This is a genomic window from Pantoea sp. S62 (assembly GCF_016658625.1).
Classification (GTDB): Bacteria; Pseudomonadota; Gammaproteobacteria; order Enterobacterales; family Enterobacteriaceae; genus Pantoea; species Pantoea vagans.
In genome coordinates, this window is sequence record NZ_JACVVI010000005.1 from 1 (window position 1) to 23,283 (window position 23,283).

Here is a 23,283-nt window from a genome sequence, read left to right on the forward strand (position 1 = left end):
GAATGTTATCACGGGAGACACACGGCGGGTGCTAACGTCCGTCGTGAAGAGGGAAACAACCCAGACCGCCAGCTAAGGTCCCAAAGTCATGGTTAAGTGGGAAACGATGTGGGAAGGCACAGACAGCCAGGATGTTGGCTTAGAAGCAGCCATCATTTAAAGAAAGCGTAATAGCTCACTGGTCGAGTCGGCCTGCGCGGAAGATGTAACGGGGCTAAACCATGCACCGAAGCTGCGGCAGCGACGCTTAGGCGTTGTTGGGTAGGGGAGCGTTCTGTAAGCCGTCGAAGGTGTGCTGTGAGGCATGCTGGAGGTATCAGAAGTGCGAATGCTGACATAAGTAACGATAAAGCGGGTGAAAAGCCCGCTCGCCGGAAGACCAAGGGTTCCTGTTCAACGTTAATCGGAGCAGGGTGAGTCGACCCCTAAGGCGAGGCCGAAAGGCGTAGTCGATGGGAAACAGGTTAATATTCCTGTACTCGGTGTTACTGCGAAGGGGGGACGGAGAAGGCTATATCAGCCGGGCGACGGTTGTCCCGGTTTAAGCGTGTAGGCGGAGGGTCCAGGTAAATCCGGTCCCTTATCAACGCTGAGGCGTGACGACGAGGCACTACGGTGCTGAAGTGATAAATGCCCTGCTTCCAGGAAAAGCCTCTAAGCATCAGGTAACACAGAATCGTACCCCAAACCGACACAGGTGGTCAGGTAGAGAATACCAAGGCGCTTGAGAGAACTCGGGTGAAGGAACTAGGCAAAATGGTGCCGTAACTTCGGGAGAAGGCACGCTGGCGCGTAGGTGGAGGGACTTGCTCCCCGAGCCGAAGCCAGTCGAAGATACCAGCTGGCTGCAACTGTTTATTAAAAACACAGCACTGTGCAAACACGAAAGTGGACGTATACGGTGTGACGCCTGCCCGGTGCCGGAAGGTTAATTGATGGGGTTATCCGCAAGGAGAAGCTCTTGATCGAAGCCCCGGTAAACGGCGGCCGTAACTATAACGGTCCTAAGGTAGCGAAATTCCTTGTCGGGTAAGTTCCGACCTGCACGAATGGCGTAATGATGGCCAGGCTGTCTCCACCCGAGACTCAGTGAAATTGAACTCGCTGTGAAGATGCAGTGTACCCGCGGCAAGACGGAAAGACCCCGTGAACCTTTACTACAGCTTGACACTGAACATTGAGCCTTGATGTGTAGGATAGGTGGGAGGCTTTGAAGCGCGGACGCCAGTCTGCGTGGAGCCAACCTTGAAATACCACCCTTTAATGTTTGATGTTCTAACGTAGGCCCGTTATCCGGGCTGCGGACAGTGTCTGGTGGGTAGTTTGACTGGGGCGGTCTCCTCCTAAAGAGTAACGGAGGAGCACGAAGGTCAGCTAATCACGGTCGGACATCGTGAGGTTAGTGCAATGGCATAAGCTGGCTTGACTGCGAGAGTGACGGCTCGAGCAGGTGCGAAAGCAGGTCATAGTGATCCGGTGGTTCTGAATGGAAGGGCCATCGCTCAACGGATAAAAGGTACTCCGGGGATAACAGGCTGATACCGCCCAAGAGTTCATATCGACGGCGGTGTTTGGCACCTCGATGTCGGCTCATCACATCCTGGGGCTGAAGTAGGTCCCAAGGGTACGGCTGTTCGCCGTTTAAAGTGGTACGCGAGCTGGGTTTAGAACGTCGTGAGACAGTTCGGTCCCTATCTGCCGTGGGCGCTGGAGAATTGAGGGGGGTTGCTCCTAGTACGAGAGGACCGGAGTGAACGCACCACTGGTGTTCGGGTTGTCATGCCAATGGCATTGCCCGGTAGCTAAGTGCGGAAAAGATAAGTGCTGAAAGCATCTAAGCACGAAACTTGCCCCGAGATGAGTTCTCCCTGACTCCTTGAGAGTCCTGAAGGGACGTTGAAGACTACGACGTTGATAGGCCGGGTGTGTAAGCGCAGCGATGCGTTGAGCTAACCGGTACTAATGACCCGTGAGGCTTAACCTTACAACGCCAGAGGCGTTTTTGAGAGACAGATTTTCAGCTTTGTTACCGGATAATAGTTGTATCCTGCGGACTGAAGTCCGAAGGATTCTGCGCTGAGGCAAGGCGGCAACCGACCGATGTGAAGGAGCATACTGACGTATGTGACTGAGCAGCGCGAGGGCGGCCAACGCAGCATCAGCACAGAAGACACAGGACAGAGCACAAAGAATTTGCCTGGCGGCTTTAGCGCGGTGGTCCCACCTGACCCCATGCCGAACTCAGAAGTGAAACGCCGTAGCGCCGATGGTAGTGTGGGGTCTCCCCATGCGAGAGTAGGGAACTGCCAGGCATCAAATTTGTTCCTTTTCCTCTGACAGGGAAAATAACGGGAACAGACGGTTATCAGCCGGTTGCTGATAAGCGTGAAAGAATCGGTGGAGCGGTAGTTCAGTTGGTTAGAATACCTGCCTGTCACGCAGGGGGTCGCGGGTTCGAGCCCCGTCCGTTCCGCCACTTAATTGGAAAGCCCTGACTTAACGGTCAGGGCTTTTTCCATTGCAGCAAATAAGCCAGTTCAAAAGACCTCACGTGCGCCACGGCTGCTCAGCTGTCCACTCGCTGAGAAAATCGATAAAAGCCCGCACACGCTGACTCACGCCGATATCGCTGTAGTAGACCGCATTGAAGGGCATCTCGACCGGCAGACGTTGATCGGCCAGCACCTCCACCAGTGTTCCTTCTGCAACCTCACGATCGATCATATAGTCTGACAGACAGGCAATACCATTGCCGGTAAGGCAGAGCTGCTTAATCGTCTCTCCACTATTAGAAGAGATAGCCCAGTCAATATCATAGAGTTCGCCGCTTTCACGTGCGATGGGCCAGCGATTGAGCCTCGGGGATTCTTCAAAGCCAAGACAAGCGTGGTTATCCAGATCGGTCACCTTTTGTGGTACACCGTGCTCACGGAGATAAGCAGGTGACGCTACAACCCTGCGAAAACTGTTAAACAGCAATCTGGCGCGTAGCGTTGAGTCCGTAAGATTGCCGGCACGAATCGCAATATCCACTTTCCGTTCAATCAGATTGATAAAACTCTCTGAGGAGATCAACGAAAGTGTTACCCCGGGATAGCGCTGGCGAAAGGGCTTAACCATCGGCATCAGCAAATGCAGAATAACCGGTGTCGCGGCATCAACGCGCAATAGCCCTTTGGGCTCCTGTAAGCTTTCTATCAAATAGCTTTCTGCGGTAGTCATCTCCTGCAAAAAGCGCTGAACATGGCGGAAATAGCGTTCGCCTTCCTGCGTAAGTGCCAGCTGTCGCGTGGTACGGGTCAGCAGAGCAATGCCCAGCTTGTTTTCCAGTTTTTTTATGGTTCTGCTGACGGCAGAGTTTGCCATCTGCAACTGCTCAGCAGCGCGGCTGAAACTTCCACTCTCTACTACACTGACAAACACTTTAAGTTCGTCAGAAGATGCCTTCATTTTGCCGCCCTATAGTATCGTATTTATTTAGCTATTTTATGAACGATTATACTGGCATAACCAGTACAGGCGTCCTCAATGATGGCACCGTTGATGTGGCCTGGCTCTGCCTCGTTTAGCTTAGCGAGCTTAAACTAACGCCTTTATTCTGGAAAAGCGTGATGAATTCTGACATTCACCTGCATCCATTGAAACCCCGGTCTAGAATCCCTATAACAGACAGGTGTTAACTGTATTTTTGAATTATCAGCCAGGCGGGAAAGTGCGCAAAAAAACTTATGCAATGCGATATGTAGCAGGACAACCAGTGGAACAGATCTTTCCACCTGGGGCGATGCTCCATCTCGGCCAGGCACTGCCACCCGGCGCACCGTTGCCCGCGCATCCAAACCTTAAAGTTCTGGTATGGAATATTTTCAAGCAGCAGCGTGCAGACTGGATGTCAGTGCTGGAAGGATTTGGTAAGGATGCGCATCTGGTGTTACTGCAGGAAGCGCAGACCACACCCGAACTGGTGCAGTTTGCCACCAGTAATTATCTGGCTGCCGATCAGGTGCCTGCCTTTGTGCTGCCTCAGCATCCCTCTGGCGTGATGACGCTTGCTTCTGCCCATCCGGTCTATTGTTGCCCATTACGCGAGCGTGAGCCTCTGCTGAGGCTGTCAAAATCGGCACTGGTTACGGCGTATCCGCTGCCAGCAGGAGAAATGCTGATGGTGGTTAACATCCATGCGGTTAACTTCAGCCTGGGTGTCGACGTCTACAGTAAACAGCTGGGGCCCATTGGCGAACAGATCATGCATCATCAGGGACCGGTAATCATGGCAGGGGATTTCAATGCCTGGAGCCGTCAGCGCATCAATGCGCTCTACCGGTTTGCACAGCGGATGAAGCTGGAAGAGGTGATGTTTACGGCCGATCACCGCCGCAAAGCGTTTGGTCGCCCACTGGATTTCGTCTTCTATCGCGATCTCAGAGTGAGCGAGGCATCCGTACTGGTGACGCGCGCTTCCGATCATAACCCCTTACTGGTGGAGTTCAGTTCAGGCGGCTAATCCTGCGCCGGGCCAGGGAGGTATGTTGGTGTGAGGCCTGAATAGCGGCAGATGAATAAATGAAAAAGGCTGACAAATGTCAGCCTTTTCAACGTATCAGGTATCCGGTGTTGCGTTATTATTCACAAACAGCGTTAAGTTATCGCCGGGTTGAATATCTTTCGCACTGTCCAGCACACTGTTCCAGCGCATCACGTCTTTAATATTGACGCCGTGATGACGGGCAATACTGTCAAGAGAATCACCCTTACGAACACGATAGGTGATGCTGTTGCCGTTATCAGCCAGTCGGGTGCCGTTCGAACCGATGGTCAGCGTCTGACCCGGTCGGATATCAGCACCGCGCAGGTTGTTTTCCTGCTTCAGTGTCGAGACGCTAACGCCAAGTTTAGCGGCGATACCAGAAAGCGTATCACCCCGTCGCACTTTGTACCCGCCACTCGCGCTGGCTTTCGCAAGCTGCACAGGCTGTACCGCTGCGATGTCACCGGAAGCCAGTGAGTTTCGCAATTTCGCGACGTTCGACTTCGGCACCATAATATAGTGCGGGCCGTTTGGCGCTGTTGCACCGCCTTTGTAGCCGGTATTGAAGCTCTTAAGTTTCGTGAGCGACATGCCTGCCATTTCAGCAGCCTGCGTCAGCTGTATCTGCTGACCCACTTCCACTCGTGCCAGAGCACGACTTTCATTAGGTGTCGGCAGTTTGATACCGTAACGCTTGTTATTTTTGAGCAGTTCACTCAGAGCTAACATTTTAGGCACATACACGGTCGTTTCGCGTGGCAGCGATAAATGCCAGAAGTCAGTCGGCTTACCGCGCGCCTTATTCTGCTTGATCGCTTTGAGCACCCGTCCTTCACCACTGTTGTAAGCAGCGATGGTCAGTAACCAGTCACCGTCAAACATGGTGTTAAGACGCTGCATCATATCCAGCGCAACTTTCGTGGATGCGACTACATCACGTCGCCCATCGTAATACTGGTTTTGTTTCAAACCATAGTTTCGACCCGTAGCTGCAACAATCTGCCAGATACCAGCGGCATTGGCGGATGAGGTTGCGCGAGGGTCAAAAGCGCTCTCCACTATGGGTAGCAGTACCAGTTCCATCGGCATTTTACGTTTCTGTATCTGCTCGACTATCCAGTACATGTACGGCTCTGCCCGTAATGTTACATCGTGGAGATAGCTCTTATTTTTTAAAAATTTACTTTTTTGTTCGCGGATTGCCGGGTTTTCCGGAATCCCCATCTTCAACTCGTCACTAATGAAACTCCAGAGATCTGCGTCTGCTGCGAGGCCAGTTCCATCTTCCTGCCATCGCGGCGACAAAAACTCGTCTCCGTACTTTCCATTTTCACCTTGACCAGCTGAAGACAGACTCTGTGCATGCTGTTCGGGGATATTGGCATCGTTCCTGGACGCCTGACATCCTACCAGCAAGACTGAGGCGAGTAAGATCGCTTTAGCCTTCATGTGTGTGTCAATAGTTCGCTTAAAAGACGAGCAACTATACGTGACGACTTTTCACAACACAACCCGAAAAATCAAAAAGCGTCTTTCTTCTCGCGTAGAACAGCAAATGTCCGCCATACCGGTTCATCAGTAACGTTAACGTTTAATGCCCTTTGCAAATCAATATCTTGCGTACGCAGAAATAAATTTATTGACCGTTCGTGCGCCAGTTTTGTTGGCAGACTAATGCCATTTTCGGCACGTAAGTCCTTAATTTTCTGGTATTCGGCCGTTATTTGCGGGTCATGGGGCAGAATAGCCGCAGCAAACTTCAGATTGGATAAAGTATATTCATGCGCGCAGCAGACTAAGGTTTCTCCTGGATGCTGATTAAGCTTTTGAAACGAATCATACATCTGCTCTGGTGTACCCTCAAAAAGGCGTCCGCAGCCGCCTGAAAAGAGAGTGTCGCCACAGAAAAGATAAGGTGAGCTGTAATATGAGATATGTCCTAAAGTGTGACCAGGGGTATGGATCACTTCAAAGGTCAGGCCCAGTACGGTGACTTTATCCCCTTCGCTGACTATCGTTCTGGCCCCTTTCGCTTCGGTTTCCTGAGGACCGTAAACCTCAAGGTGAGGGAAGTGCTCACATAATGTTTTCACGCCGCCCGTATGGTCGTTATGGTGGTGAGTCAACAGAATCGCGACTGGCTGCCAGCCGTTTGACGCCATTTTTTCTAACACTGGCTGAGCTTCGCCGGGATCAACGATCAGGCATTTACCCTCATCATCATTCAGCGTCCAGATGTAGTTGTCCTGCAACGCAGGAATACTGGTAAGATTCATCATCACCTCTCGCAGGTCGTAGGAAAAGGAAGAGCGTAAAGCATGAAGCCCGCTAAATCACGCCAGGTTCTGAACGCACCGCTGTCCTGGCGCAATATGCCGTGGGGAGATTATTTCCGCGACGCGCTAACGCAGCAGCTTCAGCCTTACCTTGGAAAGCTTTATGGCTTTCATATGCTTAAGCTTGGCAACCTCAGCGCAGAAATCAACACCGAAAACTGTGCTATTTCACATCAGGTCAATGTGGGCAGTGAAGGCGAGCTGTTACAGGTGCGGGCTGACCCGATGCAGTTGCCGTTTGAGTCGAAGTCTATTGATGCCTGTTTGCTGGCCCATACGCTAGCCTGGAGTCAGGATCCTCACCGGGTGCTACGCGAAGTGGACAGGGTGTTAATCGATGATGGCTGGATGATCATCAGCGGCTTCAATCCCTTCAGCCTGCTTGGTGTGAGTAAAATGGTACCGGGATTAACCCGCAAAGCACCCTGGAGCGGGCGGATGTTCAGCCAGATGCGGCTACTCGACTGGCTGGGATTGCTGAATTATGAGGTGGTCTACCGCACCCGATTTCAGGTGCTGCCGTGGCACCGGCAGGGCGGAAAACTGATCAGCGCCCACTTACCGGCGCTGGGGTGTCTGAATATTGTGGTGGCGCGTAAGCGAACCTTCCCGCTGCTGCCAACCCGGGCAAAGAAGAGCCTGAGCACCAGCAAGATCCGCCAGACGGTCAATGCCACGCGTCAGTTTCGCAAGGCAGAGGATCAGGACTCCGCTTTATAACCGATATCCTCAAAGGCAGGATTTTCGGCCGCGCTGCGGGCCAGCACGTCGCAGCGCTCGTTTTCCGGGTGTCCGGCATGCCCTTTAACCCACTCCCACTGAATCTTATGGGTGCTGAGGGCTAAGTCGAGACGCTGCCAGAGATCGACATTCTTCACCGGCTTTTTATCGGCAGTTTTCCAGCCACGCTTCTTCCAGTTATGGATCCAGCTGGTGATCCCCTGACGCACATACTGACTGTCGGTGCTGAGCACCACATCGCACGGCTGGGTCAGCGCTTCAAGCGAGACAATCGCCGCCATCAGCTCCATCCGGTTGTTAGTGGTAAGGTAATAGCCCGCGCTGAAGGTTTTCTCATGCTGACCGTAGCGTAAAATCGCACCGTAACCGCCGGGACCGGGATTTCCAAGACAGGATCCATCGGTGAATATCTCTACCTGTTTGCGCATCTCTGGTAGACTTCCTCTCAAAAGCGCCAAGTCTGACATAAAACGGGTCTTATGAGCACTGCAAATAACCGCCAGATCGTTCTCGATACTGAAACCACCGGCATGAATATGATCGGGGTACATTATGAGGGGCACCGCATCATTGAGATTGGTGCGGTAGAGGTGATTAACCGTCGCCTGACCGGCAACAATTTCCATATGTATCTCAAGCCCGATCGGCTGGTCGATCCTGAAGCTTTTGGTGTACATGGGATTGCCGATGAGTTTCTGGCCGACAAGCCCGCGTTCAGCGAAATCGCCGATGAGTTTCTCGACTACATTCGCGGTGCCGAGTTAGTCATTCATAACGCGCCGTTTGATATCGGCTTTATGGATTACGAATTTTCAAAGCTGAACCGCGGCATTGAGAAAACCGAAACCTTCTGCAAAATTACCGACAGCCTGGCACTGGCGCGTCGAATGTTTCCCGGCAAGCGTAACAGCCTTGATGCGCTCTGCTCACGTTACGAAATAGACAACACCAAACGTACCCTGCACGGCGCACTGCTCGATGCCGAGATTCTGGCTGAAGTGTTCCTGACCATGACCGGCGGGCAGACGTCACTCTCCTTCTTATCAGAAAGTGAAAGCGCCCGGCAGGCACAGGGAGAGAGCATTCAGCGCATCGTGCGTCCCGCTTCTGCACTGCGTGTGGTGACGGCCAGCGAAGAAGAGGTCGTTGCTCATGAGTCCCGTCTGGATCTGGTGATGAAAAAAGGCGGCAGCTGTCTGTGGCGCGGCTGAAGAGCCTGTTTTTGTGGATAAAATCAGCGCCAAGCTGAAAAAAACAGCAAACGATTCATTCACCTGGAAAAAGCGTTGACGCCGTAACGGCCTGCCATTACTATGCGCCTCGTTCCCGACGGGGAACAAAGCGCGGAGCGGTAGTTCAGTTGGTTAGAATACCTGCCTGTCACGCAGGGGGTCGCGGGTTCGAGCCCCGTCCGTTCCGCCAATCTCTTTAAAAAAGCCGATTCAGAAATGAATCGGCTTTTTGCTGTCTGCTATTCAGCGGCGGCTTGCTTCTTCTGCGCCATTCCCTCGCTATGCCAGCGGGTCACATCCTCCTTCTCGCGATCTTCACGGGCGATAAAGCGATAGCAGCCTGCCGCCAGACCGGCACCAATAAACCAGCTGAAGTTCGCCACCTGATGCAGGGAAGGGATAAAGCTAATCACCAGGCAAATCGCTACCGACGGCAGCAGCGCGCCAATCGCTTTGGGGTTAAAGCCACCGCGATACCAGTAACGGCCTGCTGGCGTATCGTTAAACAGGTCATCGACCGAGATACGTGCACGTTTAATCAGGTAGAAATCGGTCAGCAGAATGCCGAACAGTGGTCCGATGAACGATCCCAGTACATCCAGCGTGTAATGAATCAGCTCAGGGGACTGGAACAGGTTCCACGGCGTTAACAGCACGGAACCCACGGCGGCGATCATGCCACCAGTGCGGAAGCTGATTTTCTGCGGTGAACAGTTGGAGAAGTCAAAAGCAGGTGAAACAAAGTTCGCCACGATATTGATGCCGATGGTAGCAGTAATCATCGTCAGCAGGCCAATCGCCACCGCCAGATCGTTGCCGACCATGCTCACGGTTTCGATGGGATCGGTAATCATCTTGCCAAACAGCGACTGGGTACCTGACACAATCACCACCGTCACCACAGAGAACAGCAGGAAGTTGAACGGCAGGCCCCAGCGGTTGCCACGGCGAATCTCGGACATGTTTTTGCCATAGCGTGAAAAGTCACCGAAGTTCAGCAATGGACCGGAGAAGTAGGAGACCACCAGCGCCGTGGCCGTAATCATCTGCCACGTCTGCTCACCTGCAGTCAGTGATTTGCTGGCAAGGGTAAAGGAGATCCCATCGAAGCCGGTCTTGTATACAATCCAGCCCGCCAGTGCCACCATCACCACATAGACAGCCGGTCCAGCGACATCAATAAAGCGTTTAATCGCGTTCATGCCGTGCCAGAACACCATCGCCTGCAGTAACCACATAATGCCAAAGCAGCACCAGCCCAGCAGCGACAGGCCCAGCCAGTGCGGTACGGTCATCGACGTCAGCGACGGCGCGAACTTCAGCAGCACCAGCATCAGGGCGTTCGCCGCCAGGTAGGTCTGGATGCCATACCACGCGAACGCGATCAGCCCGCGGATCACTGCCGGAATATTGGCGCCGAACACGCCAAACGCCTGACGGCAAATCACCGCATAAGGTACGCCCGCCATCTGGCTCGGTTTCGCCACCAGATTCGCACAGATCTGCACGATGCAGATCCCGGCCAGCAGACAGAGCAGCACCTGCCAGCTGGCTAATCCCAGCGTGAAGAAGCTGGCGGCCACCACATAACCACCCATGCTGTGCACATCGGACATCCAGAAGGAAAAAATGTTGTACCACGACCAGTTCTGATCGCGTGTCGGTGCCAGGTCTTCGTTACAGAGCCGTGGGCTGTAACGGGCACTGGCTTCAGAGGCCGTGCTGGCCACCGTTGATTGATTTGGCATGAAACCTGCTCCTATACCCGAGAGTGAAATGAATAATCTGGTAAAACGGTATTGCAGGATTCAGGCCAGATCTCTTTTCTTGTATACAATTTTTAATTTTAACGTATACGATATGTGGCATACAGCGAGCGACCGGAGCAGGTAATGACGAGTAAAACAGGCCAGCGAGACGCCACCAGGCTGCAGGATAAGGATGAAGGGATCTACCAGGCGCTAATGAACGCCATTGTTGAGCATCAGCTGCCGCCGGGCAGTAAATTGCCGGAAGAGGCCCTTTCCGGAGTATTTGGCGTGAGCCGCACCGGCATACGCAAAGTGTTGCAACGCCTCGCGGCGGTGCAGATGGTGACGCTGACGCCCAAACGTGGTGCGCAGGTGGCGACACCCGGTGTTGAAGAGGCGCGGGACATCTTCTCTACCCGCAGTTTAATGGAGTGCGCCAATCTGCCTGCGGTACTGGCGCATCTGCAGCCGCCTCATCTGGTGGCGCTGGAGCAGCTCATCGCGCAGGAGAACCAGGCCCTTGCCGATCAGGATGGTCCGGCAGCGATCCGGCTCTCTGCGGCATTTCATATCCAGCTGCAGGCGATCTCCGGCAATCAGGTGCTCACCGGCATGGTGACCAGCCTGACGCAGCGCTCGTCGCTGGTGATTGCCGCTTATGGCGCGCCGTGGCAGCGCGGCTGCCGCTGTGACGATCACGCGAATCTGCTGAAGTTACTGCGCGCGCGTGCGCTGGAACCGCTGACGCAGGCGCTACAGCATCACTTTGAGCACATCGTTTCCAGCCTGCATTTTGCGCGCAGCGGGGAAACCCTGCCCGATTTCTCCCGACTGTTTGCCTCAGGCTCTGGAGCTGCCTTATGAGCCTGATTCAGGTTATTAACCCCAACACCAGCCTGGCGATGACTGAAACCATCTGCCAGGCCGCCCGTGCGGTCGCCGCGCCGGGTACCGAAATTCTGGCCGTTTCGCCGTCGCAGGGCGTGCCCTCCATTGAAGGCCACTTCGATGAGGCGATCGCCGCCATCGGCGTGCTGGAGCAGATCAAACTCGGCAGGGAGCAGGGCGTCAGCGGCCATGTCATCGCCTGCTTTGGCGATCCGGGTCTGCTGGCGGCACGCGAGCTGGCCAGCGGACCGGTGATCGGTATTGCGGAAGCGGCGATGCATACCGCCACGCTGCTGGCGACGCGTTTCTCCATTGTTACCACGCTGCCACGCACCCTGGTGATTGCGCGTCATCTGCTGCAGCAGTATGGCTTTACCCATCACTGTGCCGCGCTGCACGCCATCGATCTGCCGGTACTGGCGCTGGAAGATGGCAGCGGCCTGGCGCAGGAGAAAGTGCGGGAACGCTGTATTCAGGCGAAACGGGAAGATGGCAGCGGGGCGATTGTGCTGGGCTGTGGCGGAATGGCCACGCTGGCTGCTTCGCTGACCCAGGAGCTGGGCCTGCCGGTGATCGACGGCGTCAGCGCGGCGGTGAAAATGGTGGAGTCGCTGGTGGCGCTGGGCTTTGGCACCAGCAAACATGGCGATCTGGCCTGGCCTTTGCAGAAACCTCTCTCAGGTGCGTTTCAGCATCTAAACTAACGGAACTTTCCCGATTTAAGACAGGAAGCGAGTGATGACTGACGCTGCAGAGAAGAAAGAGTACAGCTTTAACAAAAACTATCCGCGCGATTTAATCGGTTATGGTGCTAATCCGCCGCACGCCGCCTGGCCCAACAACGCCCGTGTGGCGGTGCAGTTTGTTCTGAACTATGAAGAGGGCGCAGAAAACAGCGTGCTGCACGGCGATGCGGGCTCAGAACAGTTCCTCTCCGACATCATCGGTGCAGCCAGCTATGCCGATCGTCACATGTCGATGGAGTCGCTGTATGAATATGGCTCCCGCGCCGGTTTCTGGCGCATTCACAATGAGTTTCAGAAGCGCGGTCTGCCGCTAACCGTGTTTGGCGTGGCGATGGCGCTGGCGCGTCACCCGGAAGTCGTCGAGGCGATTAAACAGGCGGATTACGATGTGGTCAGCCACGGCTGGCGCTGGATCCACTATCAGGGCATGGATGCAAAAACCGAACGTCAGCATATGCAGCAGGCGGTTGATGTGCTGGTGGATCTGTTTGGTAAAGCACCGACCGGCTGGTACACCGGCCGCGACAGCCCGAATACCCGCCGGCTGGTGGTGGAGCAGGGTGGTTTCAGCTACGACAGTGACTACTACGGCGACGATCTGCCGTTCTGGACCCAGGTCACCTGTCAGGATGGCACGGTGAAACCGCACCTGATTATTCCTTACACCCTGGAATGCAATGACATGCGCTTTGCCTCGCCGCAGGGTTTTAACACCGCCGAACAGTTCTTCACCTATCTGCGGGACACCTTCGATGTGCTGTATGAAGAGGGGGAAACCGCGCCGAAGATGATGTCGATCGGCATGCATTGCCGCCTGCTGGGGCGTCCTGGCAAATTCCGCGCGCTGCAAAACTTCCTCGATCACATTCAGCAGCACGATGACGTCTGGATTTGTACCCGTCAGCAGATCGCTGACCACTGGATCATGACGCACCCGGCTCCGTAAGCCGGGTCCGGCGCTTGCCCCGTACTGATTGGGCGAAGCGCCGGAGGCCGTCAGCTCATCAGACTGACCTGCGCCGCCACGATGCACCAGCCGTGGGGCATGCGCACCCAGGTCTGCTGCTGGCGGCCAATTTTATCGCTGCCGGTGCGGGTAAATTCGGTGCTGCAGACCGCATAATCCTCGCCAAAGGTGGTAATCACGGTGTTGCGCAGCGTCCGGTCCAGCCCGGCTGACGGACGCGCGGCACGGAAGGCCCGAATCTCATCAATGCCATACAGATTCTCACCCGCGCCGAGGCGCACGGTTCGCGGGTCGTGCCAGAACAACGCATCCAGTTCGTCCACATCATTGCTAACCAGCGCCTGCTCGTAGCGGTAAAACTGCGCCGTCACCTCGCTGAGCACCTGCGGTAAATTAATCTCTCTGTTCATCAGGCTCCTGCCATATTGATTTGCGGTATCGTAATGCCCTGTTGTTCCAGTGCCCAGGCGGCGCGTAGCACTGCCTCTTCGTTAAACGGACGGGCGATAAGCTGTAAACCAATCGGCAGGCCGCTCCGGGTCGCCAGCGGCACGGTACAGACCGGCAATCCCAGGAAGGAGATCGGCTGCGTCAGCATCCCCATACTTGCTTTAGCGGGCAGCGATTCACCCTGAATCGACAGCGTCTGCTGGCCGATCGTGATCGCGCTACAGGGCGTTGCCGGGGCGATCAGCACATCGAAATGATCAAACAGCGGTAACACCTGCTGCTGGAAATAACGACGGAAGCGCTGCGCCTGCACATACCAGGCGCCTGGCATCATGGCACCCGCCAGCAGACGCTCGCGTGAGTTCGGTTCAAACTGCTCCGGCATCTGACGCAGGGCAGGCAGATAGTGATTGCCGCCTTCTGCGGCGGTCATGATAAATGCCGCCGAGCGTGCCAGCTCCGCGTCGGGCATCAGCACCTCTTCCTGTGCATCCAGCGCGGCCGCGACCACCGCGACGGCAGCGCGCGCGTCATCATCGCACCAGCGGGAAAAAAAGCCGCCCAGCACGCCGCAGCGTAAGCCTTCGCTGCCCTGTGACAGCCCCGGCAGCGTCGCGGCAAGCGGACGATCGGCCTGAAACGCATCGGCGTGGTCTGCGCCCTGTAACAGATCATAAACCAGCGCCAGGTCTTCAGCCCGCCGGGCCAGCGGCCCGATATGGTCAAGGCTGGCGACAAACGGATGGCTGCCGCTACGCGACAGACGGCCAAAAGTGGGCTTAAGGCCAAAAATACCGCACAGCGACGCGGGCACCCGAATCGAACCGTTGGTATCGCTGCCGAGCGAAAAGTGAACCAGCCCGGCGGCTACCGCGGCGGCCGAACCGCCTGACGAGCCGCCCGCCACGCGGCTGAGATCGCGCGGATTGTGGGTCGCACCATAATGGCTGTTCTCGGTGGTAAAACCGTAGGCATAGGCATCCATGTTCAGCATACCCGACAGCAGCGCACCAGCATGACGCAGCTTATCAACGGCAAACGCATCTGCCTGTGCCGCAGGGCGATCGCGGAACAGGCTGGCACCGGCCAGGGTGCTGTGACCCACCACATCAAACAGGTTTTTCACCGCATACGGAATGCCCGCCAGCGGTGGCAGCGTTTCGCCGCGCTGCCGCTGTGCATCAATGACGCTGGCCTCTTTTAACATGCGCGGCCCGGTCACTTCCGTCCAGGCATTCAGCGCCGGGTTGTGCTGCTCAACCGCCTGCAGCGTGTGCTTCGCCACCTCCAGTGCGCTGATCTCACCCTGCTGAATCGCCCGTTGCAGCGTCTGAATTGAAACATCACCTAATCTCATGCCTGATATACTCCTGCGACTTCCAGCCGGTCATCCAGCGGAAACGCCATCAGCGGCGCAGCCATTTCCGCAATGCGTGAAAGCTGGATCAGCAGCTCAGCGCGACGTGCCTCATCCAGTTCCAGTTGCAGGATCTGCTCCATATGGCCGATGTAGCTGGCCCACTCTTGTTGATTCATGATTCGCTCCTGTTAAAAACCGGCAGCGCTGCCGTTACTACGTGGGTCGCTTGCGCCCTCAAACATGCCGTTGCTGTGACGCACAATCGCGCCCGCATGGCCTACGGATTCGCTGAAGTCCGGCAGCCGTTCCACCTCATGTCCCCACAGACGCAGCATCAATACCGTTTCGTCGTCAAAGCGGCCTTCCAGTTTCAGCGAGTCGGACGATTGCCCCCAGGTCCGGCCCAGCAGCCAGCGCGGCGCACTGACCGCCTGCTGTAACGGCAGCCCCTGAATCACATGGCGGGTGAAAATCGCCGCCTGGGTCTGCGGCTGCCCATCTCCGCCCATCGCGCCATACACCATTGTCCGGCCATCTTTCAGCCGTGCGGCGGCGGGATTGAGGGTATGGAACGGCTGCTTACCGGGCGCGAGCGCCAGCAGATGGTCAGGGTCGAGGCTGAACGCAGCGCCCCGGTTCTGCCAGGTGATGCCCGTGCCAGGCAGCACCACACCGCTGCCAAACTCGTGGTAAATGCTCTGAATAAAGGAAACAGCCAGACCGCTGCTGTCCATCACGCCCATCCAGACCGTATCGCCCGGTCCGCGTCCGCTGCCCCAGGCGGCGGCCTCGCCATCGGCGATCTGGCTGGCGAGCGTATCGAGATGATCGCTATCCAGCAGCGCCTGCACATCTTCGGTGATGTGACGCGGATCGGTGATGTGTTTGTCGCGTAGCGCAAAGGCTTTTTTGGTGGCTTCCACGATGCGGTGCACCGTCTGCGCGTCGTCAGCCTCCGTCATCTCCAGCCGATCGGTGATGCCGAGGATCGCCAGCGACACGACGCCCTGGGTTGGCGGAGCGATATTCCAGATGTCGCCTTCGCTGTGGGCGAGATGCAGCGGTGTCGTGCGACGAGCGTAATGCTGCTGCAGATCGGCCAGCGTCACCGGCATGCCCAGCGTCGCCATCTCACCGGCCATATGGTGAGCCAGCGGGCCGCGATAAAAGCTGTCGAGTCCCTCTTCGGTGAGCTGGCTCAGGGTGTTCGCCAGCGCGGGCTGGGTAAAACGGCTGCCCGGCTGCGGCACATCGCCGTCGGGCATAAAATGGGCACGAAAGCCGGGCTGATGCTGCAACTCACTGAGGAAGTTCGTGGTCGCGGCGGTCTGTGAGGCGGTCACCGGAATCCCGTCGGCGGCGTAGCGAATCGCATCCCGCAGCAGACGGGCCAGCGGCAGTGGCGGGGTGCCCATCTCTGCAGAGAGCGTCAGTGCATCCAGCCAGCCGCTGACCGTACCGGCCACCGTCAGCGCCGCTTTCGGCCCGCGATGTGGGATCTTCGGGTAATCGGCGTAAAAATCGCGGTGCGCCAGTGAACCGGCTGCGCCGCTGGCGTCGATAGCAACCGGATCGCCGCCAGGCGGCAGAATCAGCCAGAAGCCATCGCCGCCCAGTCCGTTCATGTGCGGATAGACCACGGCGATAGTTGCGGCAGCAGCCACCATCGCTTCAATGGCATTACCGCCATCACGCAGTACTGCGAGTGCGCTTTCACTCGCCAGATGGTGTGGCGTCACCGCCATCCCCTGCGGGGCCATATTGCTTTGAATCATCTTTTTCTCGTTATCCGGGTGACAGAACCCATAACAAAGCAAGAGCTGTTCCAGTTTTCATGCTCAGCTGACAATGCGCCGGTTAACCTGGCGTAAATTGTGCTAGCTTCTGCTGAAACAAAAGTTACAGGACGCCTTATGAAACAGCTTGATGAACGACTCAGAAGTCACTATCCCCAGCTCTCTCCGCAGGAGCAGCGTATTGCCGACTTCGTGTTTGACCACTTCGATGACCTGATCAGCTACAACAGCGCCGAGCTGGCGCGGCTCAGTGGCGTGTCGAAAGCCACGGTCAGTCGACTGTTTAAGCGTCTGGGCTATGAGAAGTACAAGGATATGCGTGATGAGCTTCGCATCCTGCGGCAGAGCGGCATGCCGCTGACCGATAACCGTGATGCGGTGCAGGGCAATACGCTGCTGGCGCGCCACTACAAGCAGGAGATGGCTAATCTGACGCAGTGGGTAAACAGCCTGGATGCCCGACACTTTAATGAGGTGATTCAGCAGCTGGCGCAGGCTAAGCGCGTGTTTATCATCGGCATGCGCAACGCCTATCCGGTGGCGCTCCATCTGCGCCAGCAGCTGGTGCAGGCGCGTTCACAGGTGCATATCCTGCCGCAGCCGGGCCAGACGCTGGCTGAGGAGCTGGTGGATATCACGCCGGACGACATGGTGATCGTGATGGCGTTTCGTCGTCGTGCGCGCATCATTCGTCCGCTGATGCAGCAGCTGCAGGCTGCCGGTGTCCCGATGCTGGCACTGTGTGAGCCGCAGGCGCAGACGGTGATTGCGCTGGCGCGCTGGCAGCTCTGTACGCCACTCGACAGTGTTTCCGCCTTCGACAGCTACAGTGCCGCCATGAGTCTGGTTAATCTGATCGCCAATGCGCTGCTGCATGAAATGCTGGCACAGGGACGTCAGCGTATTCATCAGATCGCCGACCTTTACCAGCAGTTTGACGAGCTGGAGCACCGTTAACAGGCACCGTTTTGGTGCTTTGCCCCATTTCAGAACACCACTTCCCCGGCGTGATTGCCCCGATTACGCCGTATTTCCACTGAACTCTCTGCCGCTTAACCCTTTTTCTGTTGCCGCCCGTATTGGCACATTAGTTGCAGATTGTTTGTCAAAGAATCTTTTGTTTCACGTTAATCTCACCGGGGTGCATAATGAAAAAAGTTTTGATGGCAGTTGCGACAGCGGCATTACTGATGGCACAAACGGGCAGTGCGCTGGCCGATCAACTGCAGGATATCCAGAAGCGCGGCGTCATCCGTGTCGCCGTGCCGCAGGATTTTCCGCCGTTTGGCTCGGTCGGCACTGACCTGCAGCCGCAGGGATATGACATCGACACGGCGAAATATCTGGCGAAGCAGATGAAACTTAAGTTGCAGCTGGTGCCGGTCAGTAGTGCCAACCGCGTGCCTTATCTGCAAACCGACAAGGTCGATCTGGTTATCTCCAGCATGGGTAAAAACGCCGAGCGTGAGAAAGTGATCGACTTCACCCGTGCCTATGCGCCGTTCTTCCTGGGCGTCTTCGGACCGAAGGGCGATGAAATCAAAGCGGCGTCGGCTCTGAGCGGCAAGTCGATTGGCGTCACGCGCGGTGCGGTAGAAGATATGGTGCTCAGCGAAGTGGCCCCGAAAGATGCGCAGGTGAAACGCTACGAAGATAACAACACCACGTTGTCTGCGTATCTTTCTGGTCAGGTGCAGTATGTCGCAACCGGTAACCTGGTCGTCGCCGCGATTGCGCGCCAGAATCCGGCCAAAGCGCCTGTGGCGCAGTTTATGCTGAAAGATTCACCCTGCTATATCGGCCTGAAAAAAGATGAGCCTGCATTGAAAGCTAAAGTGAATGAGCTGATTGAGCAGGGCATTAAAGACGGCACGCTGAATAAACTCTCTGAAGAGTGGCTGAAAGCACCGCTGCCTGCGAACCTCGGCGCCTGAGGACGGATTCATGATCGGGCAACTTAACTTTCCCGCCCTGTGGCCCTACTGGCCGGAGCTGCTCTCCGGTCTGTGGGTCACCATCCAGCTGACGGTGCTGGCGACCACCGGTGGCGTGGCGCTCGGCATTGCGGGCGCGGCGCTGCGCAGCGGCAAACCGAGCTGGATGAGCCGTCTGTGGGGCATCTATGTCGAGCTGATCCGCAATACGCCGTTTGTGGTGCAACTGTTCTTTATCGTTTTCGGTCTGCCTGCGCTTGGGCTGAAACTCACTGCGGGTGAGGCGGCACTGCTGGCGATGCTGATTAACCTTGGCGCCTACAGCACCGAGATTATCCGCGCCGGGATTCAGGTGACGCCCAAAGGGCAGTGGGAAGCGGGACGGGTGCTGGGATTAACCCGCAGCCAGACTTTTCTGCGGGTCGTGCTGCCGCCTGCGCTGCAGCGCATTTATCCGGCGCTGGTGAGTCAGTGCATCATCGTGATGCTGGGCTCGTCGGTGGTGTCGCAGGTCTCCTATGAGGAGCTGACCTTCGCCGCCAACCTGATCCAGTCGCGCACCTTCTTAAGTTTTGAGGTCTATCTGGTGACCACGCTGATCTATCTGGCGTTGTCGATTGCGATGCGCCATCTGCTGCTGGCGATTGGCCGTAAATGGTTTGGAGTGCAGCCATCATGATGACGACCTTTACCGACTGGGACATTCTGCGCAACCTGCTGCTGGCGGCGCGCTGGACCCTGTTGCTGTCGCTGGTGGCCTTTGTTGGCGGCACGCTGGTGACGCTGCCGCTGCTGTTTATGCGGCTGCTGCAGCGTAAATGGCTGACGCGCCTGATACGCGGTTACACCGCGCTGTTTCAGGGCACGCCGCTGCTGATGCAGCTGTTCCTGGCATTTTTCGGCGTCGGCCTGTTTGGGATCGATGTCGCCCCCTGGACCGCCGCCTCACTGGCGCTGACCTTCTACACCAGCGCCTTTCTGGTGGACATCTGGTACGGCAGCATCCGCGCCCTGCCGAAAGGGCAGTGGGAAGCGTCGCGCTGCCTCGGCCTGACCTTTGGTCAGACGCTGTGGCGGGTGGTGGCACCGCAGGCGATCCGCATCGGTATCGCCCCGACGGTGGGATTCGCCGTGCAGGTGATCAAGGGCACCGCGCTGGCGTCGATTATCGGCTTCATCGAGCTGACCAAGGCGGGCACCATTCTCAACAACGTCACATATCAGCCGTTTAAAGTCTTTGGGCTGGTGGCGCTGGGCTACTTCCTGATGTGTTATCCGCTGTCTCGCTACAGCCAGTATCTGGAGAAAAAATTCAATGCCGCTCATCACCATTAATCAGGTGCAAAAATATTACGGCGACAACCATGTGTTGAAAGGCGTGGATCTGGATATCGACATGGGCGAGGTGATCTCGATCATCGGTCGCAGCGGATCGGGTAAAAGCACGCTGCTGCGCTGCATGAATGGGCTGGAAGGTTATCAGGAGGGCAGCATCAAGCTGGGCGGAATGACGATCACCGACCGCGATTCGCAGGCGCGTGAAATCAGCCGCTCGGTCGGAATGGTGTTTCAGAGCTTCAACCTGTTCCCGCACATGACAGCGCTGGAGAACGTCATGCTGGCACCGCGCCGCGTGCTGAAGAAAAGCGAGGCCGAGTGCCGGGCGCTGGCGGCACAGATGCTGGAGAAGGTCGGACTGGGCGAACGCCTTAACTACTATCCTGCCAGCCTCTCCGGCGGTCAGCAGCAGCGCGTGGCGATCGCCCGTGCGCTGGCGATGACGCCGAAAGTTTTACTCTGTGATGAGATCACCTCCGCGCTCGATCCTGAACTGGTGGGCGAAGTGCTCAAGGTTCTGGAGCAGCTGGCGGCAGAGGGCATGACGCTGATCCTCGTCACCCATGAAATGAACTTCGCCCGCGACGTGGGCGATCGGGTGGTCTTTATGCATCAGGGGCGCGTCTGGGAGCAGGGCGACAGTAAAACGCTGTTCGCCCAGCCGCAGACGGCGGAGCTGAAGCAGTTTATTTCTTCGGTTCGTCTCTGAGTCTTAGAAAAGGAAATGATGATGGATATAACAAAATTCCCGCAACTCAATCCGCCACAGCGTTTGCTGATGGGACCGGGGCCGATTAACGCCGATCCCCGTGTGCTGCGCGCCATGTCGAGTCAGCTGCTGGGTCAGTACGATCCTGCGATGACCCACTACATGAACGAAGTGATGGCGCTCTATCGCGGCGTGTTCCGCACCGAAAACCGCTGGACGCTGCTGATTGATGGCACGTCACGTGCCGGTATCGAAGCGATTCTGCTGTCGTCTATTCGCCCTGGTGACAAAGTGCTGGTACCGGTGTTTGGCCGTTTCGGTCATCTGCTGTGCGAAATTGCCCGCCGCTGTCGTGCGGACGTGCACACCATTGAAGTGCCGTGGGGCGAAGTCTTTACCCCGGACCAGATTGAAGATGCGATCAAAAAAGTGCGACCGCGTCTGTTGCTGACCGTGCAGGGCGACACGTCGACCACCATGCTGCAACCACTGGAGCAGCTGGGCGCAATCTGCAAACAGTATGGCGTGCTGTTCTACACCGATGCGACCGCGTCGCTGGCGGGTAACGCGCTGGAAACGGACGCCTGGGGACTGGATGCGGTGTCGGCGGGGATGCAGAAATGCCTGGGCGGGCCATCGGGCACCTCGCCGGTCACCCTTAGCGCAGAGATGGAAGCGGTGATCCGCAAACGCAAATGCGTAGAGCAGGGGATCCGCACCGAAGCGCATCAGGATGGCGAAGAGGAGATGATCTACTCCAACTATTTTGATCTCGGCATGATCATGGATTACTGGGGCCCGGAGCGGCTCAACCATCACACCGAAGCGACCAGTGCGCTGTTTGGCGCGCGCGAATGCGCCCGTCTGATCCTGCAGGAGGGGCTGGATAACGGCATCGCCCGCCACAAACTGCATGGCGAAGCGATGCTGAAAGGCATTCAGGGGATGGGGCTGGAGACCTTCGGCGATCTGAAAAACAAAATGAACAACGTGCTGGGCGTGATGATCCCGTCCGGCGTGAATGGCGATCAGGTGCGCAAGCTGATGCTGGAAGATTTTGGCATTGAGATTGGCACCTCATTTGGTCCGCTGCATGGCAAGGTCTGGCGCATCGGCACCATGGGCTACAACGCGCGTAAAGATTGCGTGATGCAGACCCTGTCGGCGCTGGAAACGGTGCTGACCTACGTCGGCTACCGCACGCCGCAGGGTGCCGCCGCACAGGCCGCGTGGGATCACTACGGGAGCCACGCATGATGATGAGCGCCAGCGAAGCCCAGGTCGCGGCACAGCGCGTGATGGCGCGCTGCGATACGCTGGCCGCGATCAGCGAAACGGCTGAGGGACTGACCCGCGTCTACCTCTCGCCAGAACATCTGCGCGCTAACGCCTGCGTCGGTGAGTGGATGCAGGCGGCGGGAATGCAGGTGTGGCAGGATGAAGTTGGCAATATCTGTGGGCGCTACGAGGCGGCAGAAGCGGGTGCGCCTGCGCTGCTGCTCGGCTCGCATCTCGACACGGTACGCAACGCCGGGCGCTATGATGGGATGCTGGGCGTGCTCAGCGCCATTGAAACCGTGCAGTGGCTTAACGAACATCAGTGCCGTCTGCCGCTGGCGATTGAGGTGATTGGCTTCGGCGACGAAGAGGGCACCCGTTTTGGCATTACGCTGCTCGGCAGTCGCGGTATTACCGGCAGCTGGCCGCAGAGCTGGGTGACGCATCCTGACGGCAACGGCATCACCGTGGCGCAGGCGATGACCGATGTCGGGCTCGACAGCGACAGGATCGTATCTGCGGCGCGGCGGGTTGAGGACATCGTCGGCTATCTTGAGCTGCACATTGAGCAGGGCCCCTGTCTGGAGCAGGAGGAGCTGGCGCTGGGCGTGGTCACGGCGATCAACGGTGCGCGCCGCCTCAACTGCCGTTTTACCGGCGAAGCGGGCCATGCGGGCACGGTGCCGATGACGCACCGCAAAGATGCGCTGGCCGCCGCTGCCGAGTGGATGGTGTTTATCGAGCAGACCACCCGTGAGCAGGACCCGCAGCTGGTCGCTACCGTCGGTACGATTAACTGTGCGCCGGGTGCGGTGAATGTCATCCCCGGCGAGGTGTCGCTGTCACTCGACGTACGCGGTCCGCTGGACACGCCGCTGGAGACGCTGCTCTCCAGCCTGTTAACCCAGGCAGAGGCGATTGCACTGCGCCGTGGACTTCAGTTTGAATCGAACGAATATTATCGCATCGGTGCCACCGCCTGTGACTCTGCGCTGCAACAGGCGCTGAGCCATGCGGTGGAAACGGTGCAGGGTCGCAGTCTGTCGCTGCCGAGCGGTGCCGGACACGACGCTATCGCCATCGCTGAACGCTGGCCGGTCGGCATGTTATTTGTGCGTAACCATCGCGGCATCAGTCACCATCCGGCTGAGTCGGTGGCGGTGGACGATGTGGCACCTGCGCTGCAGGCCTATTTACAGGCGGTCTCGCTGATTGCCGGACGGAGCTGA

General features: G+C 57.1%; 22 protein-coding genes, 2 tRNA genes and 2 rRNA genes. 17 read left to right on the forward strand and 9 right to left on the reverse strand.

From position 1 onward, the window contains the following. From IBT54_RS09070 to IBT54_RS09080, 3 genes are all read left to right on the forward strand, one after another. Window positions 1–1,984, forward strand: a 23S ribosomal RNA gene (locus IBT54_RS09070); the annotation flags it as partial. Between the two features lie 212 nt (window positions 1,985–2,196). Continuing rightward, a 5S ribosomal RNA gene (gene rrf / locus IBT54_RS09075) occupies window positions 2,197–2,312 on the forward strand. Window positions 2,313–2,399: 87 nt separating this feature from the next. Beyond that, a tRNA-Asp gene (locus IBT54_RS09080) sits at window positions 2,400–2,476 on the forward strand. Between the two features lie 71 nt (window positions 2,477–2,547). On the opposite strand, the gene yafC is transcribed toward IBT54_RS09080, so the two are convergent. Next, window positions 2,548–3,450 (reverse strand): DNA-binding transcriptional regulator YafC, encoded by a 903-nt coding sequence (gene yafC, locus IBT54_RS09085; protein ID WP_201252044.1) that lies wholly within the window; start codon window positions 3,448–3,450, stop codon window positions 2,548–2,550. Between the two features lie 262 nt (window positions 3,451–3,712). On the opposite strand from yafC, the gene IBT54_RS09090 reads away from it, so the two are divergent. Next, window positions 3,713–4,504, forward strand: coding sequence for an endonuclease/exonuclease/phosphatase family protein (locus IBT54_RS09090; RefSeq protein WP_033732016.1), 792 nt, complete (start codon window positions 3,713–3,715; stop codon window positions 4,502–4,504). A gap of 96 nt (window positions 4,505–4,600) precedes the next feature. On the opposite strand, the gene mltD is transcribed toward IBT54_RS09090, so the two are convergent. Together mltD and gloB are read right to left on the reverse strand one after the other, a co-directional pair. Then, window positions 4,601–5,977, reverse strand: coding sequence for a murein transglycosylase D (gene mltD / locus IBT54_RS09095; RefSeq protein ID WP_013356866.1), 1,377 nt, complete (start codon window positions 5,975–5,977; stop codon window positions 4,601–4,603). A gap of 71 nt (window positions 5,978–6,048) precedes the next feature. Next, on the reverse strand, window positions 6,049–6,804 hold the full coding sequence (gene gloB, locus IBT54_RS09100) for a hydroxyacylglutathione hydrolase (RefSeq protein WP_033781946.1): 756 nt from the start codon (window positions 6,802–6,804) through the stop codon (window positions 6,049–6,051). Window positions 6,805–6,846: 42 nt separating this feature from the next. Here gloB and IBT54_RS09105 point away from each other — a divergent pair, with 42 nt between their 5' ends. Further along, window positions 6,847–7,584 carry a class I SAM-dependent methyltransferase gene (locus IBT54_RS09105; RefSeq protein WP_013356868.1) on the forward strand — a complete coding sequence of 246 codons (738 nt, stop codon included), beginning with the start codon at window positions 6,847–6,849 and terminating at the stop codon, window positions 7,582–7,584. Here IBT54_RS09105 and rnhA read toward each other — a convergent pair. Next, the gene (rnhA, locus tag IBT54_RS09110; protein ID WP_013356869.1) at window positions 7,566–8,033 is read right to left on the reverse strand and encodes a ribonuclease HI; all 468 of its coding nucleotides are present in this window, start codon (window positions 8,031–8,033) and stop codon (window positions 7,566–7,568) included. The two genes, IBT54_RS09105 and rnhA, sit on opposite strands and share 19 nt — an antisense overlap. Before the next feature lie 51 nt (window positions 8,034–8,084). Here rnhA and dnaQ point away from each other — a divergent pair, with 51 nt between their 5' ends. Next, window positions 8,085–8,816, forward strand: coding sequence for a DNA polymerase III subunit epsilon (gene dnaQ, locus IBT54_RS09115; protein WP_013356870.1), 732 nt, complete (start codon window positions 8,085–8,087; stop codon window positions 8,814–8,816). 134 nt (window positions 8,817–8,950) lie between these two features. Beyond that, a tRNA-Asp gene (locus IBT54_RS09120) sits at window positions 8,951–9,027 on the forward strand. Window positions 9,028–9,076: 49 nt separating this feature from the next. Here the strand turns inward: IBT54_RS09120 and IBT54_RS09125 are convergent. After that, complete coding sequence (locus IBT54_RS09125; protein WP_110331405.1) at window positions 9,077–10,585, reverse strand: NCS1 family nucleobase:cation symporter-1; 1,509 nt, start codon at window positions 10,583–10,585, stop codon at window positions 9,077–9,079. 144 nt (window positions 10,586–10,729) lie between these two features. Between IBT54_RS09125 and IBT54_RS09130 the strand changes: the two genes are divergently transcribed. The 3 genes from IBT54_RS09130 to puuE are packed head-to-tail and all read left to right on the forward strand — an operon-like array spanning window position 10,730 to window position 13,168. Further along, window positions 10,730–11,452 (forward strand): GntR family transcriptional regulator, encoded by a 723-nt coding sequence (locus tag IBT54_RS09130; protein ID WP_201252045.1) that lies wholly within the window; start codon window positions 10,730–10,732, stop codon window positions 11,450–11,452. Further along, window positions 11,449–12,180 (forward strand): allantoin racemase, encoded by a 732-nt coding sequence (gene hpxA / locus IBT54_RS09135; RefSeq protein ID WP_033781954.1) that lies wholly within the window; start codon window positions 11,449–11,451, stop codon window positions 12,178–12,180. Before IBT54_RS09130 ends, hpxA begins: the two co-directional genes overlap by 4 nt. Window positions 12,181–12,214: 34 nt before the next feature. Continuing rightward, window positions 12,215–13,168: an allantoinase PuuE gene (puuE, locus tag IBT54_RS09140; protein ID WP_107319352.1), complete on the forward strand. Its 954-nt coding sequence runs from the start codon at window positions 12,215–12,217 to the stop codon at window positions 13,166–13,168. A 50-nt stretch (window positions 13,169–13,218) separates the two neighbouring features. On the opposite strand, the gene hpxZ is transcribed toward puuE, so the two are convergent. The 4 genes from hpxZ to IBT54_RS09160 are packed head-to-tail and all read right to left on the reverse strand — an operon-like array spanning window position 13,219 to window position 16,774. Continuing rightward, window positions 13,219–13,599: an oxalurate catabolism protein HpxZ gene (hpxZ, locus tag IBT54_RS09145; RefSeq protein WP_110331408.1), complete on the reverse strand. Its 381-nt coding sequence runs from the start codon at window positions 13,597–13,599 to the stop codon at window positions 13,219–13,221. Beyond that, complete coding sequence (locus tag IBT54_RS09150) at window positions 13,599–14,996, reverse strand: AtzE family amidohydrolase (protein ID WP_201252046.1); 1,398 nt, start codon at window positions 14,994–14,996, stop codon at window positions 13,599–13,601. The genes hpxZ and IBT54_RS09150 overlap by 1 nt, the downstream gene beginning before the upstream one ends. Beyond that, entirely contained in the window at window positions 14,993–15,175 is a 183-nt protein-coding gene (gene hpxX / locus IBT54_RS09155) for an oxalurate catabolism protein HpxX (protein WP_033781957.1), read from the reverse strand. The genes IBT54_RS09150 and hpxX overlap by 4 nt, the downstream gene beginning before the upstream one ends. A gap of 12 nt (window positions 15,176–15,187) precedes the next feature. Then, a complete protein-coding gene (locus tag IBT54_RS09160) occupies window positions 15,188–16,774 on the reverse strand; it encodes a gamma-glutamyltransferase family protein (RefSeq protein WP_201252047.1) in 1,587 nt (528 codons plus the stop codon). Between the two features lie 138 nt (window positions 16,775–16,912). Between IBT54_RS09160 and hpxU the strand changes: the two genes are divergently transcribed. From hpxU to hpxK, 7 genes are all read left to right on the forward strand, one after another. Next, the gene (gene hpxU / locus IBT54_RS09165; RefSeq protein ID WP_013356879.1) at window positions 16,913–17,752 is read left to right on the forward strand and encodes a MurR/RpiR family transcriptional regulator HpxU; all 840 of its coding nucleotides are present in this window, start codon (window positions 16,913–16,915) and stop codon (window positions 17,750–17,752) included. Window positions 17,753–17,943: 191 nt separating this feature from the next. After that, window positions 17,944–18,729, forward strand: a complete 786-nt coding sequence (locus IBT54_RS09170; RefSeq protein WP_033731666.1) for a transporter substrate-binding domain-containing protein — start codon at window positions 17,944–17,946, stop codon at window positions 18,727–18,729. Between the two features lie 10 nt (window positions 18,730–18,739). Continuing rightward, on the forward strand, window positions 18,740–19,408 hold the full coding sequence (locus tag IBT54_RS09175) for an amino acid ABC transporter permease (RefSeq protein ID WP_013356881.1): 669 nt from the start codon (window positions 18,740–18,742) through the stop codon (window positions 19,406–19,408). Then, entirely contained in the window at window positions 19,408–20,064 is a 657-nt protein-coding gene (locus IBT54_RS09180; RefSeq protein WP_033731668.1) for an amino acid ABC transporter permease, read from the forward strand. Before IBT54_RS09175 ends, IBT54_RS09180 begins: the two co-directional genes overlap by 1 nt. After that, window positions 20,045–20,776, forward strand: a complete 732-nt coding sequence (locus tag IBT54_RS09185) for an amino acid ABC transporter ATP-binding protein (protein ID WP_013356883.1) — start codon at window positions 20,045–20,047, stop codon at window positions 20,774–20,776. Before IBT54_RS09180 ends, IBT54_RS09185 begins: the two co-directional genes overlap by 20 nt. 21 nt (window positions 20,777–20,797) lie before the next feature. Continuing rightward, a complete protein-coding gene (locus IBT54_RS09190; RefSeq protein ID WP_041456654.1) occupies window positions 20,798–22,033 on the forward strand; it encodes an alanine--glyoxylate aminotransferase family protein in 1,236 nt (411 codons plus the stop codon). Then, on the forward strand, window positions 22,030–23,283 hold the full coding sequence (gene hpxK, locus IBT54_RS09195; RefSeq protein WP_095707650.1) for an allantoate amidohydrolase: 1,254 nt from the start codon (window positions 22,030–22,032) through the stop codon (window positions 23,281–23,283). The genes IBT54_RS09190 and hpxK overlap by 4 nt, the downstream gene beginning before the upstream one ends.

Coding starts and splice junctions, on each gene's coding strand:
- rnhA (WP_013356869.1), bottom strand. CDS start 8,033: ATGCGCAAACAGGTAGAGATATTCACCGATGGATCCTGTCTTGGAAAT.
- IBT54_RS09190 (WP_041456654.1), top strand. CDS start 20,798: ATGGATATAACAAAATTCCCGCAACTCAATCCGCCACAGCGTTTGCTG.
- IBT54_RS09130 (WP_201252045.1), top strand. CDS start 10,730: ATGACGAGTAAAACAGGCCAGCGAGACGCCACCAGGCTGCAGGATAAG.
- yafC (WP_201252044.1), bottom strand. CDS start 3,450: ATGAAGGCATCTTCTGACGAACTTAAAGTGTTTGTCAGTGTAGTAGAG.
- dnaQ (WP_013356870.1), top strand. CDS start 8,085: ATGAGCACTGCAAATAACCGCCAGATCGTTCTCGATACTGAAACCACC.
- gloB (WP_033781946.1), bottom strand. CDS start 6,804: ATGAATCTTACCAGTATTCCTGCGTTGCAGGACAACTACATCTGGACG.
- IBT54_RS09160 (WP_201252047.1), bottom strand. CDS start 16,774: ATGATTCAAAGCAATATGGCCCCGCAGGGGATGGCGGTGACGCCACAC.
- puuE (WP_107319352.1), top strand. CDS start 12,215: ATGACTGACGCTGCAGAGAAGAAAGAGTACAGCTTTAACAAAAACTAT.
- hpxA (WP_033781954.1), top strand. CDS start 11,449: ATGAGCCTGATTCAGGTTATTAACCCCAACACCAGCCTGGCGATGACT.
- IBT54_RS09175 (WP_013356881.1), top strand. CDS start 18,740: ATGATCGGGCAACTTAACTTTCCCGCCCTGTGGCCCTACTGGCCGGAG.
- IBT54_RS09125 (WP_110331405.1), bottom strand. CDS start 10,585: ATGCCAAATCAATCAACGGTGGCCAGCACGGCCTCTGAAGCCAGTGCC.
- IBT54_RS09170 (WP_033731666.1), top strand. CDS start 17,944: ATGAAAAAAGTTTTGATGGCAGTTGCGACAGCGGCATTACTGATGGCA.
- hpxX (WP_033781957.1), bottom strand. CDS start 15,175: ATGAATCAACAAGAGTGGGCCAGCTACATCGGCCATATGGAGCAGATC.
- IBT54_RS09150 (WP_201252046.1), bottom strand. CDS start 14,996: ATGAGATTAGGTGATGTTTCAATTCAGACGCTGCAACGGGCGATTCAG.
- mltD (WP_013356866.1), bottom strand. CDS start 5,977: ATGAAGGCTAAAGCGATCTTACTCGCCTCAGTCTTGCTGGTAGGATGT.
- IBT54_RS09185 (WP_013356883.1), top strand. CDS start 20,045: ATGCCGCTCATCACCATTAATCAGGTGCAAAAATATTACGGCGACAAC.
- IBT54_RS09105 (WP_013356868.1), top strand. CDS start 6,847: ATGAAGCCCGCTAAATCACGCCAGGTTCTGAACGCACCGCTGTCCTGG.
- IBT54_RS09180 (WP_033731668.1), top strand. CDS start 19,408: ATGACGACCTTTACCGACTGGGACATTCTGCGCAACCTGCTGCTGGCG.
- hpxK (WP_095707650.1), top strand. CDS start 22,030: ATGATGATGAGCGCCAGCGAAGCCCAGGTCGCGGCACAGCGCGTGATG.
- hpxU (WP_013356879.1), top strand. CDS start 16,913: ATGAAACAGCTTGATGAACGACTCAGAAGTCACTATCCCCAGCTCTCT.
- hpxZ (WP_110331408.1), bottom strand. CDS start 13,599: ATGAACAGAGAGATTAATTTACCGCAGGTGCTCAGCGAGGTGACGGCG.